At 71.4% G+C, this 16,647-nt stretch carries 13 protein-coding genes and 1 riboswitch; of the genes, 6 read left to right on the plus strand and 7 right to left on the minus strand.

Features of this window, described 5'->3' with window-relative positions; genetic code table 11:
• Window positions 1-61: 61 nt before the first annotated feature.
• Both DI272_RS26100 and fahA read right to left on the minus strand, forming a co-directional pair.
• Complete coding sequence (locus DI272_RS26100) at window positions 62-1,006, minus strand: M56 family metallopeptidase (RefSeq protein WP_109497695.1); 945 nt, start codon at window positions 1,004-1,006, stop codon at window positions 62-64.
• 455 nt (window positions 1,007-1,461) lie between these two features.
• A complete protein-coding gene (gene fahA, locus DI272_RS26105; RefSeq protein ID WP_109497696.1) occupies window positions 1,462-2,688 on the minus strand; it encodes a fumarylacetoacetase in 1,227 nt (408 codons plus the stop codon).
• 242 nt (window positions 2,689-2,930) lie between these two features.
• Here fahA and DI272_RS26110 point away from each other — a divergent pair, with 242 nt between their 5' ends.
• Together DI272_RS26110 and DI272_RS26115 are read left to right on the plus strand one after the other, a co-directional pair.
• Window positions 2,931-4,169, plus strand: a complete 1,239-nt coding sequence (locus tag DI272_RS26110; RefSeq protein WP_109497697.1) for an ATP-grasp domain-containing protein — start codon at window positions 2,931-2,933, stop codon at window positions 4,167-4,169.
• Window positions 4,170-4,243: 74 nt separating this feature from the next.
• Window positions 4,244-5,440, plus strand: coding sequence for an FAD-dependent oxidoreductase (locus tag DI272_RS26115; RefSeq protein WP_109497698.1), 1,197 nt, complete (start codon window positions 4,244-4,246; stop codon window positions 5,438-5,440).
• 2 nt (window positions 5,441-5,442) lie between these two features.
• Here the strand turns inward: DI272_RS26115 and DI272_RS26120 are convergent, their stop codons facing one another.
• Both DI272_RS26120 and DI272_RS26130 read right to left on the minus strand, forming a co-directional pair.
• Window positions 5,443-6,048: a hypothetical protein gene (locus DI272_RS26120; RefSeq protein ID WP_181387315.1), complete on the minus strand. Its 606-nt coding sequence runs from the start codon at window positions 6,046-6,048 to the stop codon at window positions 5,443-5,445.
• Between the two features lie 205 nt (window positions 6,049-6,253).
• Complete coding sequence (locus tag DI272_RS26130) at window positions 6,254-7,399, minus strand: glycosyl hydrolase 53 family protein (protein ID WP_109497699.1); 1,146 nt, start codon at window positions 7,397-7,399, stop codon at window positions 6,254-6,256.
• 277 nt (window positions 7,400-7,676) lie between these two features.
• On the opposite strand from DI272_RS26130, the gene DI272_RS26135 reads away from it, so the two are divergent.
• A complete protein-coding gene (locus tag DI272_RS26135; RefSeq protein ID WP_109497700.1) occupies window positions 7,677-8,489 on the plus strand; it encodes an HAD family hydrolase in 813 nt (270 codons plus the stop codon).
• Between the two features lie 7 nt (window positions 8,490-8,496).
• On the opposite strand, the gene DI272_RS26140 is transcribed toward DI272_RS26135, so the two are convergent.
• From DI272_RS26140 to DI272_RS26150, 3 genes are all read right to left on the minus strand, one after another.
• On the minus strand, window positions 8,497-8,943 hold the full coding sequence (locus tag DI272_RS26140; protein WP_109497701.1) for a transglycosylase SLT domain-containing protein: 447 nt from the start codon (window positions 8,941-8,943) through the stop codon (window positions 8,497-8,499).
• A 5-nt stretch (window positions 8,944-8,948) separates the two neighbouring features.
• Window positions 8,949-9,118: riboswitch (cyclic di-AMP (ydaO/yuaA leader) on the minus strand.
• Between the two features lie 222 nt (window positions 9,119-9,340).
• Entirely contained in the window at window positions 9,341-11,344 is a 2,004-nt protein-coding gene (locus DI272_RS26145) for a CocE/NonD family hydrolase (protein ID WP_109497702.1), read from the minus strand.
• A 28-nt stretch (window positions 11,345-11,372) separates the two neighbouring features.
• The gene (locus tag DI272_RS26150) at window positions 11,373-12,875 is read right to left on the minus strand and encodes a peptide MFS transporter (RefSeq protein WP_109497703.1); all 1,503 of its coding nucleotides are present in this window, start codon (window positions 12,873-12,875) and stop codon (window positions 11,373-11,375) included.
• A 254-nt stretch (window positions 12,876-13,129) separates the two neighbouring features.
• Between DI272_RS26150 and DI272_RS26155 the strand changes: the two genes are divergently transcribed.
• The 3 genes from DI272_RS26155 (at window position 13,130) to DI272_RS26165 (ending at window position 16,644) form a co-directional block, all read left to right on the plus strand.
• Window positions 13,130-14,140, plus strand: a complete 1,011-nt coding sequence (locus DI272_RS26155; protein ID WP_109497704.1) for a polyprenyl synthetase family protein — start codon at window positions 13,130-13,132, stop codon at window positions 14,138-14,140.
• 141 nt (window positions 14,141-14,281) lie between these two features.
• Complete coding sequence (locus DI272_RS26160; protein WP_109497705.1) at window positions 14,282-15,196, plus strand: CHRD domain-containing protein; 915 nt, start codon at window positions 14,282-14,284, stop codon at window positions 15,194-15,196.
• 245 nt (window positions 15,197-15,441) lie between these two features.
• Window positions 15,442-16,644, plus strand: coding sequence for a DUF2092 domain-containing protein (locus tag DI272_RS26165; RefSeq protein WP_109497706.1), 1,203 nt, complete (start codon window positions 15,442-15,444; stop codon window positions 16,642-16,644).
• Window positions 16,645-16,647 lie beyond the last annotated feature (3 nt).

The following is a 16,647-nucleotide window of genomic DNA, read 5'->3' on the forward strand; positions in this document are numbered from 1 at the left end:
CCGGAGCGGGTCCACCGGGCCGGACCGGGGGTACGGGTGGCCCGGCCGGAGTCGGGAGGGATCACGCCGCCAGTGCGGTCAGGCCCGGCCCGAAGGCGATCAGCAGCGGCACCAACGGCACCAGCCCCGCCACCGTGGCCGTGACCGCCCGGTGCCGGCGCCCCAGCCGGGGGCGCGGCTCCAGCAGCCGGTTCACTCGCTCGCCCAGCAGCCGGTGGCTGGACGCGCAGGACAGCACTCCCCGGTGCTGGTTCAGCTCGATCAGGGCCAGCGCGGTCGTCAGATGACCGCAGCGGCGTGAGGCCGTGTCGTCCGCGGCGAGTTCCACCAGGCGGTGGGTCTGCTCGCAGAAGTGGGCGAAGAGCGGGAGGCGGGGGAAGCCGGTCGCCAGGGCCGTCGACAGGTGCAGCAGCCAGTCGTGGTGGGCGCGGGCATGGTCGCGCTCGTGGGTGAGCACGGCATCCAGCTGCACATCGGTGAGGCGGTGCAGGGCCCCGGTCGTCACCACCAGCTGCGGCGGGCTGCCCGGCATCCACCAGGCGTCGGGGTACTCGTCCTCCAGCACCAGCAGCGGGCCGCGCGCGGCCTCCTCCAGACCGCCGGGGAGCTCGGGGGCGCGCTCGCGCAGCTGAGCCCTGGCCCGGCCGCGGCCCCGACGGGCCTCGACGAGTTCGCGGGCCAGCATCGCCGTCGTCCAGGCGGCGCCGCAGGCCAGCAGCAGCGTGAGGACGGTGGCCCAGACCGGGGCGGCGGACAGGTCGTACGCCGCGGTCACGGCCGGGGGCGCCGGAGCGAAGACATGGTCGCGGACCGTGCCGAAGACGGCGGCGGCGCCCAGGACCAGGGCGGTCAGATTGCACATCAGCACCGTCGCGACCAGGCACTGCCACACCCACAGTGCGACCACGGGTTCCCGCTCGGGCCAGTCGGCCCGGGTCAGCGCGCGGGGCACCGGCACGGCGGCTGTCAGCGCGACGGCGCCCAGCAGGAGCAGGCAGACAGTCATGCCGGGGGCTCCGGATCCTGGTCGGCGGACGGGGTGGTGAGGGGGTGCGTGACGGCGATGCGGGTCGTGCGCACACCGTCCGCCGCCGTCAGTATGACGGCGCCGCGCGGCACATGGCAGACCTCGACCGCGCACCCGCCCCTCACCTCAAGTAGCCCTCGACTCCCTCGATCCCCGAGCGCACCTTCAGCAACGTGTCAGCAACCCCGCCGGCAAGCCGGTCAGCAACCCCGCCGGCAAGCCGGTCGGCGACCCCGCCGGCAACCCCGTCGGCGCGGCGTCGACTGCCCGTCCCAGCAAGGAGTCACCGTGACGTCCCCCGCTCCCCGGGCTCTTCCCGGGCTCTTCCCGGGCTCTTCCCGGGCTCTTCCCGGGCCCTTCCCGGGCCCTTCCCGGGCCCTTCCCGGGCCCTTCCCGGGCCCTTCCCGGACCGCTTCCCGGGCTCGCTCCGCGGCCTACTCCCCGCCCCGTCCCACGATCCGTCCCACCACCTCGCCCAGCCCGACCCGCACCCCGTCCGGCCCCGGGGCCCACGCCGACAGGGTCACCACGTCCCCGTCCTCCAGGAACGTCCGCTTGCCGTCGGGGAGTTCGAGCGCGTCCCGCCCGTTCCAGGTCAGCTCCAGCAGGGAGCCGCGCTGCCGTTCCACGGGGCCGCTCACCGTCCCGGAACCGTAGAGGTCGCCGGTGCGCAGCGACGCCCCGTTGACCGTCATGTGGGCCAGTTGCTGGGCGGCCGTCCAGTACATGGAGGAGAAGGGCGGCTCGGAGACCACGTGGCCGTTGACGGCGACGGAGATACGCAGGTCGTAACCGCCGGGCTCGGCGTCGGCACCGGTGTCGTCGAGGTACGGCAGCAGCTCGTGCGTCCGCTCCGGCGGGGCCACCCGCGCCTCCTCCAGCGCGTCGAGCGGGGTGATCCACGCCGACACGGAGGTGGCGAAGGACTTGCCGAGGAACGGGCCGAGGGGGACGTACTCCCAGGCCTGGATGTCGCGGGCGGACCAGTCGTTGAGCAGGCAGAGGCCGAAGACGTGGTCCCGGAAGTCGGCCAGGGCCACGGGCCCGCCCATGGAGGACGGGGTGCCGACCACGAAGCCGACCTCCGCCTCGATGTCCAGGCGGATCGAGGGGCCGAAGACCGGCGCCGGGTCGGTGGGGGCCTTGCGCTGCCCGGAGGGGCGGACGACGTCGGTGCCCGAGACCACGACCGTGCCCGAGCGGCCGTGGTAGCCGATGGGGAGGTGCTTCCAGTTGGGGGTGAGGGAGTCCGCGGCGTCGGGGCGGAAGATCTGGCCGACGTTCCGGGCGTGGTGCTCGGAGGCGTAGAAGTCGACGTAGTCGGCGACCTCGAAGGGGAGGTGCAGGGTCACGGACGCCAGGGGGTGGAGGAACTCCGCCACGGCCGCCTGGTGGGCCGGCACCGTCACCCATGCCGTGAGCGCGCGCCGGACGTCCGACCAGGTGGTGCGGCCCGCCGCGAGCAGTGCGTTCAGCGAGGGCCGGGCGAGGAGTGGGGCGTACGGAGAACCGAGCGCCTGGGCCGCCGCGCCCGTGTCGAGGACGTAGTCGCCGAGCCGGACGCCGACGGTCCGGTCGGTGGAGCCGGGCGGGGAGAAGACGCCGTAGGGGAGGTTGTGCGGGCCGAAGGGGTCGCCCTCGGGCAGATCGAAGGGGGGCATGGGGTGCTGCCTCGCTCTCCATCGTTTCGTCGGTCGGACCACCGCGTACGCATGTGGTCGCGCCACACGTTACGGCCGAGTTGCCTGTCGCGGCAGTGCCTAAAGAGTTAGCAATGTCCGGATAAGCATCGGTCGGAGGCGGCAATTCCGGCTTAGCTTCCTTTGGGGACAACGGGCGGGGTGGGGCCGTTCCGTGGACGGGACACGTGGGGGGACCCGTGGCCAGGAGTGCAGACATTCGTGTGCCGTTCGAGCCCGACAGAGAAGTACCGGGCTTGATCGTGAAGTTCGGCGACTACCCGCTGCATCACGGCGGGGTCGGCGCGATCCGCAGTCTGGGGCGTCTCGGTGTCCCGATGTATGCGATCACGGAGGACCGTTACACGCCCGCCGCGGCCTCCCGCTATCTCAGGAAGGCCTTCGTCTGGCCGACGACGGGGACGGAGCAGCCGGACCGGCTCGTCGCGGGCCTGCTCGACATCGGCCGGAGGATCGGCCGCCCCACCGTCCTGCTCCCCACCGACGAGGAGGCCGCGGTGCTGATCGCCGAGCACCGGGTCGACCTCGGCGCCCGCTTCCTCGTACCGCCCGTCGAGAGCCTGCTGCCACGCAGGCTGGCCAGCAAGCAGGGGCTGCACGAACTGTGCGTGGAACACGGCATACCCAGTCCCACGACGGCGTTTCCGCGGTCGTACGACGACATCGTCGCGTTCGCCGACAAGGCCCGCTTCCCGGTGGTGGCCAAGAACCGGGAGGCGTTCGTCCGGCGTACCCGGCCGGCCGTGAACGGCACGACCCGGATCACCACCCGGGAAGGGCTGCTCGCCCTGGCCCGTGACTGGGGCGAGCAGCCCGCGGTGATCCTCCAGGAGTACCTGCCCAGGGAGGACGCCGAGGACTGGATCGTGCACGCCTACTTCGACGCGGACTCCACCCCGCTCGCGATGTTCACCGGCGTGAAGGTCCGCTCCTGGCCGCCGCACGCCGGAATGACGGCGAACGCGTACGTCGTCGACAATCCGGAACTCGCGGACCTCGCCGCGCGTTTCATCAAACAGATCGGCTTCACCGGAATCATCGACCTCGACCTGCGCTTCGACCGGCGCGACGGGCTCTACAAGCTCCTGGACTTCAACCCCCGCATGGGCGCCCAGTTCCGCCTGTTCGAGAACGAGTCGGGGGTGGACGTCGTCCGCGCCATGCACCTGGATCTGACCGGCCGCTCCGTCCCGGAGGGCGAACAGCGGGCCGGGCACCGGTACATCGTGGAGAACATCGACCTGGCGGCCCTGCTCGCCTACCGCCGCAGCGGCTACACGACGCCGCACGCACCGGCCCGGGCGAGCGGGACCGAACTGGCCTGGCTCGCGGGTGACGACCCGCTGCCGTTCCTCACGATGCTCGCGCGCTTCGTGCGACCGGGCGCGAAGCACCTGTACCAGCTGTGGCGGACCAACCGCCGCGGCGCCACCAAACATTGACCAGTCAAGGACTACGCAACAGAAGCAGACGCACCACCGCGAAGTGACGAAGTGATGTCCTGGGGAGGGACTTCGTGATCCGACCAGTCGCAGTCATCGGCGCCGGGCCCTTCGGCCTGTCGACCGCCGCACATCTCAGGGCCCGCGGCATCCCCGTCCGCGTCTTCGGCGAACCCATGGTGAGCTGGCGCGACCACATGCCAACGGGCATGCTCCTCAAGTCCACCCCGGCCGCCTCCAGCCTCGACGCCCCGCAGCCGGGCCACACCCTGGCCGACTACTGCGACGCGACGGGCATACCGCGGCTGGTGACGGACGAGGACATCATCCCCGTGGAGACCTTCATCGGCTACGGCGACTGGTTCCAGCAGAAGCTGGTGCCCGAGCTGGAGCGGGTGCGGGTGGTCTCCGTCGACCGTCACAGGAGCGGTGGCTTCGAACTGAAGCTGGACTCGGGCGAGTTGTTCACCGCCCGCGCGGTCGTCGTCGCCACCGGCCTCTCCGGCCTGTCGTACCTGCCCCCCGAGCTGACCCTGCCCGACGGCCCCACTCCGACGGGCCCCGTCTCCCACAGCTCCCAGCACCACGACCTCAGCCGCTTCTCCGGCCGTGAGCTGATCGTCGTCGGGGCCGGGCAGTCCGCGCTGGAGACCGCGGCCCTCGCGGCGGAGGCGGGCGCCCAGGTCCGGGTCGTGGCGCGCGGCCGGGGCAGCGTCGCCTTCGGGGCCCCGCCCTGGAAGCAGCCCCGGCTGCGCCCGGAATCGCCGTTCGGCCGGGCCTGGTCCCTGTGGGCGCTCAGCTACTACCCCCACCCCTACCGTCACCTGCCGGCCCAGGTACGCCACTACCTGGTGCGCCGCGTCCTCGGCCCGCTCGGCGCCTGGTGGCTGCGCGACCGCTTCGAGGGCACGGTCCGGGTCAGCGAGGTCCGCCGGGTCCTCAAGGCCGACACGGCCGACGGCCGCCCGTCCCTGTCCGTCCTCAGCCACACCGGCCGCACCGAGCGTCTCTCCGCCGACCACGTCATAGCCGCGACCGGCTACCGCGTCGACCTCGCCGCGATGGACTTCCTCGGGCATGAACTGCGGACGCGACTCGCCGTGAGCCGGGGTGCGCCCAGGCTCGGCGCCGGGTACGTGTCCTCGGTCCCGGGACTGTACTTCACCGGGCTGCCGTCGGCGTCGTCGTACGGGCCGGTGATGCGGTTCGTGTGCGGGACGGAGTTCGCCTCACCGAGGCTGGCGAGGCATCTGGCGGCGGCGCACGGCTGACGTCACAGGTCCTCGGCCGCCGACTGCCACGCCATGAAATCGGCCACCAGCTCCGGCGGGTTGGCGTACTCCGTGGCGTGCGCCTCCCAGCCGGGGCAGTCCATGTCGAACACGACGACGGGCAGCGGGCGGCCGAGGACCTTCTCGATCACACCGTCGGCGTGCAGGTGGCGGGCGAGGTCGATGACGGCGTCGTAGAAGTGCAGACGGAGGAGGTCGGTGCGGGCGCTGAGGTCGTCGTCGTCGAGCACCCGGCCGAGGTCGAACTCTCCGTCGTACCAGACACCGAGCTGTTTGACCTCCTCCACGTACACGCGGGCGCCCACCGGATCGTCGGGGACGTTGCCGAGCGCCTCGAAGCCGTCGAGGAGCCAGTAGGCGTAGTTCCAGCGGGCCTCGTCCTCGCCGCCCGGGAACTTCTCCCGCTCGTACTGGCTCTCGGTGTTGTAGCCGATGGCCACGTACGGGTGGCGGTCGTCGGCGTCGATGCGCCAGATACGGAAGGACAAGGCGTATATCTCGGGCCTGAGTTCCTCGGGGAAGCGCTCCAGCACGCCGACCGCGGCCTCGCGCAGATGAGCCAGAAAGGTCTCCGGATGATCCGTCATCCGGCGAGCATCTCACCGCCACCGCCACCGCCACCGCCACCGCCACCGCCACCGCCACCGCCACCGCCACCGGCACCGCCACCGCCACCGCCCGCGCCACCGCCCGCCGACGGGACGCGGACAAGGCGCGCTACGACCGGTGCCGGTCCACGGCGCTACGACCGCTACCGGCCCACCGCGTCACGACCGCTACCGGCCCACCGCGTCACGACCGGTACCGCCCCAGCGTCCGCAGTCCCGGCAGTGCCCGGTCCTCGAAGTCGAACAGGGCGAGGTTCTCCCACGCGTTGCCCGACGCCGGGTCCTCGGGGTTCCAGCCGCTGCCCGCGCGGTAGGTCCACGCCCCTTCCCAGTAGCAGTGGCCGAGGCCCTGGCCGTCCGGGACGGCGGCCATCAGGTCGGCCACCGCGCGCAGCCAGGCGGCCTGGCCCTCGGGGGTGGCGGGGAAGCCGGGGGTGAGCTGCGCGGGGCTGTTGAGGATGTCGTTGACGTCGTCCTCGCTGCTCAGCGTGAACGGGTAGGCGGTCTCGGCGATGACGACCGGCTTGCCGTAACGGGCCGTCAGGTCCGCGAAGTTGGCGGCGGCCGCGGCCAGGCCGCCGTGCCAGAACGGGTAGTAGGACTGGGCGATGATGTCGAAGTCGAGGCCGAGGGCGACCGCGTTGTCGAACCACCAGCGGGACGTGCCGTTGTCGCCGCCGGCGGCGAGGTGCAGCATCGTGCGGATGCGCGGCTGGGTGTCCCGGGCGGCGCTCAGCCCGGCCTTCAGCAGCGTGCCGAGCCCGTCCCAACCCCCGCTGCCGTCACCCCAGTTCTTGCCCTCGGGCCACAGCATGCCGCCGTTGATCTCGTTGCCGACCTGGACGATGCCGGCGGGGGTGCCCTGCCGCCGGAGCGCGCCCAGCACATCGGCCGTGTGGTCGTACACCGCGCGGGACAGGCCCGTCACGTCCAGGTCCGCCCAGGCGGCCGGCTTGGTCTGGTGCGCGGGGTCGGCCCAGGTGTCGGAGTAGTGGAAGTCGATCCAGATGCCGATCCCGGCCCGCCTCAGGCGGCGGGCGAGCGGCAGGATGCGGGCCTTGTCGTTGTAGCCGTCGGCCGGGTTCACCCAGACCTTCAGACGGGCGTGGCTGATCCCCGCGCGGGCGAGCAGGCCGACGGGGTCCGCACGGCGGCCGTCGGCGGTGCGGTACACGGCGCCGTGGTCCTCGTTCTTGGGCAGCGAGGAGATGTCCATGGCCCGGATCTCCAGGCGGCGCCCACCCGTTGAGGCGACGGCGGGGACGGCTCCCAGCACGGGCGCGGCCAGCGCGGCGGCTCCCGCGGCGGTGAGAACACTGCGTCTACGCATGTCAGAGTCCTTTCACGGTGCACAGCACAGGTGTCGGCCCGGCCCTTGACTGCGACCTTCTGTGAGCGTTCACATCCCGGGCGAACGCCTGACACCCACGAGCACGAGTAGGTAACCCGATACCCTTCCCTCTGACAAGGGGTCGGAACGCTTCACGTCTGTGCACGCTCACAGAATCGAGCGGAGTGGCAACCGGAGCCGCCGTCAACGGATGTGAAAGGTGCGGCCGTCCGGTTCGCGTCGAGTCGGCGGGGCATTCCATCCGTATTCTCTGATCATGGCCGCACCCACCGCATATGCACTCGTCGCCACTGACCTGGACGGAACCCTGCTCCGGGGCGACGACACACTCTCCGACCGGTCGCTCGCCGCACTCGCGCGGGTGGCGGCGGCCGGAGCCCGGCATCTGGTGGTGACCGGCCGGCCGGCCCCGAGGGTGCGCCCGCTCCTCGACGACCTGGGGAGCACCGGGCTCGCGGTGTGCGGGCAGGGCGCCCAGGTCTACGACGCCGGCGCGGACCGTCTGCTCTGGTCGGTCACCCTGGACCGGGAGTTGGCCGAGACCGCGCTCGGCAAGATCGAGGCCGAGGTAGGCCAGGTCTACGCGGCCGTCGACCAGGACGGCGTGGACGGCCTCACGCTCATCGAGCCGGGCTATCTGATGCCGCACCCGACCCTGCCCGCCGTGCGGGTCGGCCGCCGCGACGACCTGTGGTGCGAGCCGATCAGCAAGGTGCTGCTGCGCCACCCCGCCCTGTCCGACGACGAGTTGGCGGCGACCGCGCGCGGAGTCGTCGGTTCCCTCGCGACGGTGACGATGTCGGGCCCCGGCACCGTCGAACTCCAGCCATGCGGCATCACCAAGGCGACGGGCCTGGCGCTGGCCGCCGGGTTCCTCGGGCTCGGCCCGCAGGACACCGTCGCCTTCGGGGACATGCCCAACGACATCCCGATGTTCGACTGGGCGGCCCACGGCGTCGCGATGGCCAACGCGCACCCCGAACTCAAGTCCGTGGCCGACGAGGTGACCCTGTCGAACGAGGACGACGGCATCGCCGTCGTCCTCGAAAGACTCTTCAACGAGCTCTGAAAGGCCCTCAGTAGGCGCCGTAGACGTTGTCGATCGAGCCGTACACCGCGGCCGCGTAGTTGCAGGCCGCGGTGATGTTCGCGACCGGGTCGTAGGAGTCCCACGAGGTGCCGGCCACGTGGTACGCGGTGAAGGTCGGGTCGATCACCTGGAGCAGGCCCTTGGAGGGTGTGCCTGCCGCCGCGTTGGAGTCCCAGTTGTTGATGGCGTACGGGTTGCCGGAGGACTCGCGGATGACGTTGCGGTAGATGCCGTCGTACGTGCCGGGGATGCCGTTCTGGGCCATGACCTGGAGCGAGGCGCGGATCCAGCCGTCGAGGGTGTCGGAGTAGCCGAGCGAGGTGGCGGTCACCGTGGTCGTGGTGGCCGCGGAGGCGGTGGTCGCGCCGACGACGGGGAAGGCGAGCGCGGCGACGGCGGCACCGGTGACGGCGAGCTTGCGGGACAGGCGCATGACGAAGTTCCTCTCCGGCGCCTGCGAGGTGAGCTGTCGGGTTCGGGCGGGAGCTGCCCGGCCATGCCGGGGAAGGCATGACTTCACCCCGAGCCGTGCCGGTATGTCCGAGAAGACGTGCCGGTCCGGCGACTTACCTGGGTCCCCCGCTCCTGCCGTGAAGTTCTTCTCTAGGTGAGCGGTCTGCGGGCGGCGGCAGGATTCGGCGTCCGCCCGGGCCCGGAACGTATGCGACTGCACATGTCCGAAACAAGTACCGGATTCACAGATCGCACCTGTTGACCTTGGTGTCCGGCTTGCGGAGCGCGGAATTCCGGGGTTTGCGGCCCTGCTGGAGTGAGCCAACTCACCGTTGAGCGCAAGAGTGGCAAATCGGGCAATGATGCCCAACTGGCAGTTAACCGGCGGTCCGTGGAATCCGCCGCTCCCACGTCCGGTGGAACACCACCTCGTCGCCCTCCGTGCAGATCACCTCGTTGGCGGTCAGGAACTCAGCCGCCTCACAGGTGATCTCCGACCGGGTGCGCACGGTGGTGTCCCAGCCCAGCTCCGGCCGGTGCAGCCGGATCGACCAGTCGGAGCGGGCGCGGGCCGTGAGCGGGTCCCCCTCACCGATCGTGTACGTCTCCAGCGCGTCCTCGGTGAACTCCAGACCGTCGGGGTAGACGCGGGTGCCGCCGTAGCGGGGGTCGACCTCCAGGCGCCACTCGCCCTTGGCCACGTCCCGCACGACCAGCCGCTCGGGGCGGGGTTCGTCGAGCGTGGCCGGGAAGTTCACGCCCAGCGGCTCGGCCTGCTCGGGCTCCGCGAACCCGATGTCCGCGCCGCCCAGGTCACGGCTCCTGACCGGCAGTTCCAGGAAGCTGCCCGCCGGGTCCAGGGTGAAGCCCGCCTGCGACTCCGGTTGCGGCCAGATCCAGGGCCAGTACGCGGAGGAGACCGCCAGCCGGATGCGGTGGCCGGGCGGGAAGGCGTGCCCGATGCCGTTCAGCTCGAAGGCGACCTCCCCGGTCGCGCCCGGCTCCCACGGCACCGCCCGGTCCCGCCCGTGCCGCGCCGACAGGTTCAGCACACCCCGGGTGACCAGCGTCGACGACCCGTCCGGCGCCACGTCGCACAGTCGTGCGATCACCTGCCCGCGCGGCACCTCGCAGGTCACCCGCAACCGCACCCGGGGCCGCCCCAGCACCCAGGTCTCCTCACCCACCGCGAACTCGAAGCAGGCCGAGCGGGCGTCCTCCTCCCGCTGGTCCGGCGGCAGGTCGGCATCGTTCCCGAACGGGAAGAACCGCCCGGCGTCCACGCCCGTGTGCTGCGGGGAGCGGACGAGGACCGGGGCGCCTTGGAGACCGTACGAGACGGTCGTGACGTGGGGGGAGGGCCAGGCCGGCTCGCCGACCCAGCGGCCGGGGAGGGTGGCGTAGGCCGTGGCGGGGCGGTGGGAGTCGCTGACGTAGGCCCGCAGCAGCGGTTCGCGCATGACGCCGGTGTCGATGCCCTTCAAGTGCTGGTCCCACCAGCGCAGCGTCTCCTGGAGAAAGCCGATCGCCGGGCCCGGCGGCAGCCCGCGGTCGGGGTACTGGTGGGACCAGGGGCCGACGATGCCCCGCACCCGGTCCTGCGGCAGGTGCTCGACCAGCCGCAGGACCGTGTCGCGGTACGGGTCGTGCCAGCCGCCCACTGCCAGGACGGCCGCGTCGATCGCGGAGTAGTCCTCGCAGACGCTGCCGTGGCGCCAGTAGGCGTCCCGGGTCTGGTGGTCCAGCCAGGTGTGGATGAACGGGTCGACGTGCTCCAGGCGCTTGAGCCACAGGTCCCGCCAGGCCGGGCCCGCGTACCGCGGGTCGGGCGGCCGGGAGACGAAGGCCAGCATGGTGGCGGCCCAGGCGTGCATGTCGACGGCGAGGACGGAACCTCCCATGTAGTGCACGTCGTTGTCGTAGCGGTCGTCCGTGGAGCAGACCGTGACGACCGCCTTGAGCGGCTCGGGCGCGAGGGCCGCGATCTGGAGGGAGTTGAAGCCGCCCCAGGAGATGCCGAACATGCCCACCCGGCCGTCGCACCAGGGCTGTGCCGCCAGCCAGTTGACCACCTCGACCCCGTCGGCCAGCTCGGTCGCCGAGTACTCGTCCGTCGGCAGGCCCCCGCTGTTGCCGTGCCCCCGGATGTCGACGCGCACGGAGGCGTAGCCGTGGCCCGCGTACCAGGGATGGCGCTGGAAGTCGCGGGGCGCGGTCCAGTCGGTCAGGCGGTACGGCAGGTATTCGAGCAGAGCGGGTACCGGTTCCTCGGTGAGCGGTCGCCACACGCGCGCGTACAGCAGGGTCCCGTCCGGCAGCGGGATGCGCAGGTCCTCGTGGGTCGTCTCGTAGGGGAAGGACGTACGGATGTGCAGGCTCATCGCGGTGACCTCGGGGCCTTTTCCGGTCTCAGTGGACGGGGTGCATGGTGCGGCGCAGCCAGGGCGCCGCGGCCATCACCGCGAGGCCCGCGACCACCGCGATCGCGCCGTTGACGCCGAAGTAGGCGGGGTGGGAGACGTCGTCGTAGAGCTTCACGGTCTGGGCCTGGATGCCGTTGGCGAGGGCGAGGGAGAGGAACCAGAGGGACATGGTCTGGCTGGAGAAGGCGGCCGGGGCCAGCTTGGTGGTGGCCGACATGCCGGAGGTCTCCAAGAGGATGTCGCCGAGCCCCAGGAGCAGATAGGAGCCGACGATCCACCAGGCGGACATGAGGTAGTCGTCGCTGCCGTGGCCGCTCGTCGGCAGGACCATCAGCAGGAACGACAGTCCGCCGAGCACCACCCCGATGGCGATCTTGTTGGAGGCGTGCGGCTGGCCGCGGCCCATCCGGACCCACAGGGCGGCGACGAAGGGCGCGAGGCCGACCTCGAAGGCGCCGAGCGCGGAGGCGTACCAACTGGCCGGGAAGTCGAAGCCGAGGATCGTGGTCTCGGCGTTCGTGGAGGCCAGCAGCATCATCGTCGAGTAGGCCTGGAAGAGGATGAAGTTGAAGACGGTCGAGGCCAGGAAGAGGACGACGTACGGTCGCAGGCGCCCGCGTTCCTCGGCCGTCACCCGGGGGCTTCGGAACATCACCGCGAAGTACACGACCGGTGCGATCACCGAGATCAGGGTGAGCAGGTCGACGAACCGGTCCATGGTCAGCCAGCCGACGGCCCCGAGCAGCCCGGCGACGACGGCCGTGGCCACCACGCCCACGACGATCAGCCGCACCGTCCGCCCCATCGCCTCCGGCGCCAGGGCGAACTCCGCCGCGTGCCTGCGCCCGGCCAGGTGACGGCGCCCGGCGACGTACTGGACCAGCCCGAAGGTCATGCCGATCGCGGCGGCCGAGAAACCCCAGTGCCAGCCCTGGTGGTCGCCGAGCCAGCCGGTGATCAGCGGGCCCGCGAAGGCGCCGATGTTGATCGCCATGTAGTAGAGCGCGAAGCCCGCGTCCCGGCGCTCGTCGTCGGTCCGGTAGAGCTTGCCGACCATGGTGGCCACGTTGGGCTTGAGCAGCCCGGTGCCCGCGCTGATGAGCCCGAGGCCCGTCCAGGTCATGGTCGCGGTGGGCACGGCCATGGAGTAGTGCCCGCAGGCGATCAGGACGCCGCCCCACAGCACCGCGCGGTACGAGCCGAGCATGCGGTCGGCGAGCCAGCCGCCGGCGACGGAGACGAGGTAGACGAGGGTGCCGTAGGCCGCGGAGACGGAGGCGGCGGTTCCGGCCGACATGCCCATGCCCTCGTTGGCGACGGAGTCGGCGAAGTACAGGACGAGGATGGCCTGCATGCCCAGGAACGAGAAGCGCTCCCAGACCTCCAGACCGGAGAGGGTGAGCAGGCCTTTCGGCTGGCCGAAGAAGGCGGTGTCGTCCTCGGGCGGGGGCTGGTTTCCGGACTCGACATCGACGCTGGTTCGCGACACGCTCCACTACTTCCGGGTAAGTCGATAGTTATCCGTTCTTTTCAGGTGATCAGAAACATACCGGGTGTGATCCGATACCGCCCCTGCGGTGGGGGTACCTCCCGCTCGAGCGAAGTCGAGAGTGGGGGAGGGTGGGGGGCGACGGTGATCGAAAGGTGACCGGATACGCTGACTTGAGTGAGGGCAGCGACCTATCGACAAACCGCGTAATCGCCACCTGAGACCAGCAGACACCAGCAGACAGGAGACCCCTCGTGACCGTCGTCGGGCCGTTCGGGCTGAGCGTGCGGGACCAGGCTCTCGAAGCCGATGTCCAGGCCGGATTGGCTGCTGTCGAGGAGGGTTTGCTCGAAGCCACCAAGAGCGAGGTCCCCTTCATCACGGAGGCAGCGCAGCACCTCGTCCGCGCGGGCGGTAAGCGCTTCCGGCCGCTGCTCGTGATGCTCACTGCCCAGTTCGGTGACCCCTATGCGCCCGGAGTGGTGCCGTCGGCGGTGGTCGTCGAGCTGACCCACCTGGCGACGCTGTACCACGACGACGTGATGGACGAGGCCACGGTGCGGCGCGGTGTCGACGCCGCGAACACCCGCTGGGGCAACTCCGTCGCCGTCCTCACGGGTGACTTCCTGTTCGCCCGCGCCTCGCAGATCCTCGCCGACCTCGGCCCCGAGGCGGTCCGGATCCAGGCCGAGGCGTTCGAACGCCTCGTGACCGGACAGATCCTGGAGACCGCCGGGCCGGTGGACGGCCGGGACCCGGTCGAGCACTACCTGGACGTCCTCGCGGGCAAGACCGGCTCGCTGATCGCGGTCTCCTGCCGGTTCGGCTCGATGATGGCGGGCGCCGACGAGTCGGTCGTCGACGTGCTGACGCAGTACGGGGAGCGGCTCGGCGTCGCCTTCCAGCTGGCGGACGACGTGCTCGACATCGCGTCCGACTCCCACGAGTCGGGCAAGACGCCGGGGACGGACCTGCGCGAGGGCATCCCGACCCTGCCCGTCCTGCGGCTGCGCGAGCGGGCGGCACGGCTCGGGCTGGCCGAGGACATCGCCCTGTGCGAGCTGCTGGACTCCGACCTGAGCGACGACGGGCGGCTCGCGGAGGCGCTGACCGCGCTGCGGACGCATCCCGCGCTGGACCAGGCGCGGCGGGACACCGTGCGGTACGCGGAGGAGGCGCGGGCGGCACTGGCGCCGCTGCGGGAGTGCGACGCGAAGGCGGCACTGACGGAGCTGTGCGACGCGGTGGTGCACCGGGCGGGATAGCCCGGCGAGGGGCGGGAGAGCCCCGGTGACGATGTGACCCGTATCACATTCCTGGACTGAGTCCAAACTGAGATCTACCCCGTATTCCTCCCCAGAAGCCGTCGCAGGGGGCGGCGGCTGACAAAACGGGGAGACACGTTCATGCGCAAGAGGCTGATCGTCAGCGCTGCCGCCGTAGCCGCCATGGCCGCCGTGGCCGTTCCCGCCTCGGCCTCGGCCGTGGAGAGCGGCGGCGAGGCCGCGACCGTCCTCGCCGCCGGCCTGCGGGGCGCCAACGAGGTGCCCGTCGAGGGCGGACCGGCCGTGGGGGACCAGGACGGAGCCGCGCTGGAGTTCATCGAGGTGCGGGGCGACGAGGTCTCCGTCGCCGTCAAGTGGCGCGGCCTCGACCGGCCGACCGCCCTCCACATCCACCAGGGCGCCAAGGGCACCAACGGCGGCGTCAAGGTCGACTTCGGCAAGCTGCTCGGCAAGGCCAGGGGCCACACCGTCACCGGCACGGTGAAGGTGAACGACCCGGCGCTGCTGGACGCGCTGAAGTCCGACCCCGGCGCGTTCTACGCCAACCTGCACACCGAGCGGTTCCCCGGCGGAGCGGTGCGTGGACAGCTGCACCAGGTCACCGTCGCGTCCTTCGCCTTCCGCCACGCGCTCGACAACTTCCAGGCGTCCGTGATCGAGGGCAAGCAGATCTACGAGTGCAAGCCGGCCGAGGGCGGTGCCTACGCCTTCGCCCAGCGGGACGTCAGCGCCGCGCTCGGGGGCGGGATCGCGCACTCGTTCGTGGCGCCCGGCTCCGGTGTGCCGCAGTGGGTCGCCCGGGACGGCAGCGCGGTCACCGGTGCCGTCCTGTCCCGGACCCCGAACGGCACCGGGAACATCCCGGAGCTGGACCTGAAGGCCACTCAGTCCGGCAAGCACCACGGCCTGCTGGCCCGTACGACCGAGATTCTGCGGCTCAACACCGTCGGCGGCGTCGCCCCGGCCGGTGCCTGCACGCCGGGGGAGATCGTCGGGGTGCCGTACCGCGCGGACTACGTGTTCCTGCGCGACTGACCGGTCCTGTCCGCGGCGGCGTCCTCCGTCCGACCCCTACGGGTCGGGGGAGGCGCCGCCTTCCCGTGTCATACCCCAGGTGTACGCGGAGTTGAGCCCGCGGGTTGACGCCTACTCCCGGCCGATTTGGTCAGATGGAACCACGGAAAACACCACTCCTCACCGATTCGGGTGAGAATGGCGGCTACGGGGTGGACGAGTGGAGCGAGTTGGAAGCCGCCGCCGACGACGGAGGTAGGGCACACATGGCACCGTACGAAACCGATGACAACTCGATCGCGGAGGAGGCCGAGGACCTGCGCGCCGGCCGGCGCAAGGCCGCGCGGTACGTCGTCCCGGTCGCGGTCGTGGGGGTGGCCGCGGCGACCATCGGGCTCGTCCCGGCGCTCGCCGACTCCGGCGACCCCGACCTGCCGAAGATCAGCGCACAGGAACTCGTCGAGAAGATCGCCGCGTCGGACGTACAGCAGCTGTCCGGCACCGTGAAGATCACCACCGATCTGGGCCTGCCCGACTTCGGCGGCCTGGGCGGCGCCCTGACCGGCGGCGGCGCGCGGTCCGGCGATGACGGATCGTCCGCCGACCCCTCCGCCAAGCTCACCGAACTCGCCACCGGCACCCACACCCTGCGCATCGCCGCCGACGGCCCCGACCGGCAGAAGGTCTCGGTGCTGGAGGACGCCGCCGAGTACAGCCTCATCCACAACGGCAAGGACGTCTGGGGCTACGACAGCAAGTCCAACGAGGTCTTCCACACCACCGCCGACGAGAGCGCGAAGAAGCACGAGGAAGCACCGGCCACGCCCAAGGACTTCGCCGACGACGCCCTCAAGGCGGTCGACGACACCACGTCCGTGACGGTCGAGGGCACCGCGCAGGTGGCCGGCCGGGACGCGTACCGGCTCGTCATCAAGCCCAAGGACGACGGGTCCACCGTCGGCCAGATCACCGTCGCCGTGGACGCGAAGACCGGCACGCCGCTGAAGTTCACGCTCACCCCGGCGAGCGGCGGCGCGGCCGTCGTCGACGCCGGCTTCACCCAGGTCAGCTTCGCCAGGCCGGCCGCCTCCACCTTCGACTTCACCCCGCCCAAGGGCGCGAAGGTCACGGAGGAGGACGCCACCGCCCCGCGGGAGCACGCGGAGCACCCCGAGGCTCCCGGCGCCGGCTTCGGCCAGGGCCTGGAGGGGCTGAACGTCATCGGGGACGGCTGGGACTCCATCGCCGCCTTCGACACCGGTGGCCAGGGCATGCCGTCCGGCTCCGAGGTGGGCGGCGAGTTCGGCGGCTTCCTCGACTCGCTCGGCGACAAGGTGAGCGGCAAGTTCGGCAAGGGCACCGTCTTCAAGACGCGGCTGATCAACGCGCTGATCACGGACGACGGCAAGGTGTACGTCGGTGCCGTGACCAAGGACGCGCTGGTGAAGGCGGCGGACGCGGCGAAGTAGCCA

Origin of the sequence: Streptomyces sp. Act143, assembly GCF_003143935.1 — a bacterium.
GTDB lineage: Bacteria > Actinomycetota > Actinomycetes > Streptomycetales > Streptomycetaceae > Streptomyces.

What these genes read in the sequence shown, in the direction of transcription:
- DI272_RS26165 (WP_109497706.1), top strand. Translation starts at nt 15,442, where the DNA reads ATGGCACCGTACGAAACCGATGACAACTCGATCGCGGAGGAGGCCGAG.
- DI272_RS26160 (WP_109497705.1), top strand. Translation starts at nt 14,282, where the DNA reads ATGCGCAAGAGGCTGATCGTCAGCGCTGCCGCCGTAGCCGCCATGGCC.
- DI272_RS26100 (WP_109497695.1), bottom strand. Translation starts at nt 1,006, where the DNA reads ATGACTGTCTGCCTGCTCCTGCTGGGCGCCGTCGCGCTGACAGCCGCC.
- DI272_RS26140 (WP_109497701.1), bottom strand. Translation starts at nt 8,943, where the DNA reads ATGCGCCTGTCCCGCAAGCTCGCCGTCACCGGTGCCGCCGTCGCCGCG.
- DI272_RS26145 (WP_109497702.1), bottom strand. Translation starts at nt 11,344, where the DNA reads ATGAGCCTGCACATCCGTACGTCCTTCCCCTACGAGACGACCCACGAG.
- DI272_RS26135 (WP_109497700.1), top strand. Translation starts at nt 7,677, where the DNA reads ATGGCCGCACCCACCGCATATGCACTCGTCGCCACTGACCTGGACGGA.
- fahA (WP_109497696.1), bottom strand. Translation starts at nt 2,688, where the DNA reads ATGCCCCCCTTCGATCTGCCCGAGGGCGACCCCTTCGGCCCGCACAAC.
- DI272_RS26130 (WP_109497699.1), bottom strand. Translation starts at nt 7,399, where the DNA reads ATGCGTAGACGCAGTGTTCTCACCGCCGCGGGAGCCGCCGCGCTGGCC.
- DI272_RS26120 (WP_181387315.1), bottom strand. Translation starts at nt 6,048, where the DNA reads ATGACGGATCATCCGGAGACCTTTCTGGCTCATCTGCGCGAGGCCGCG.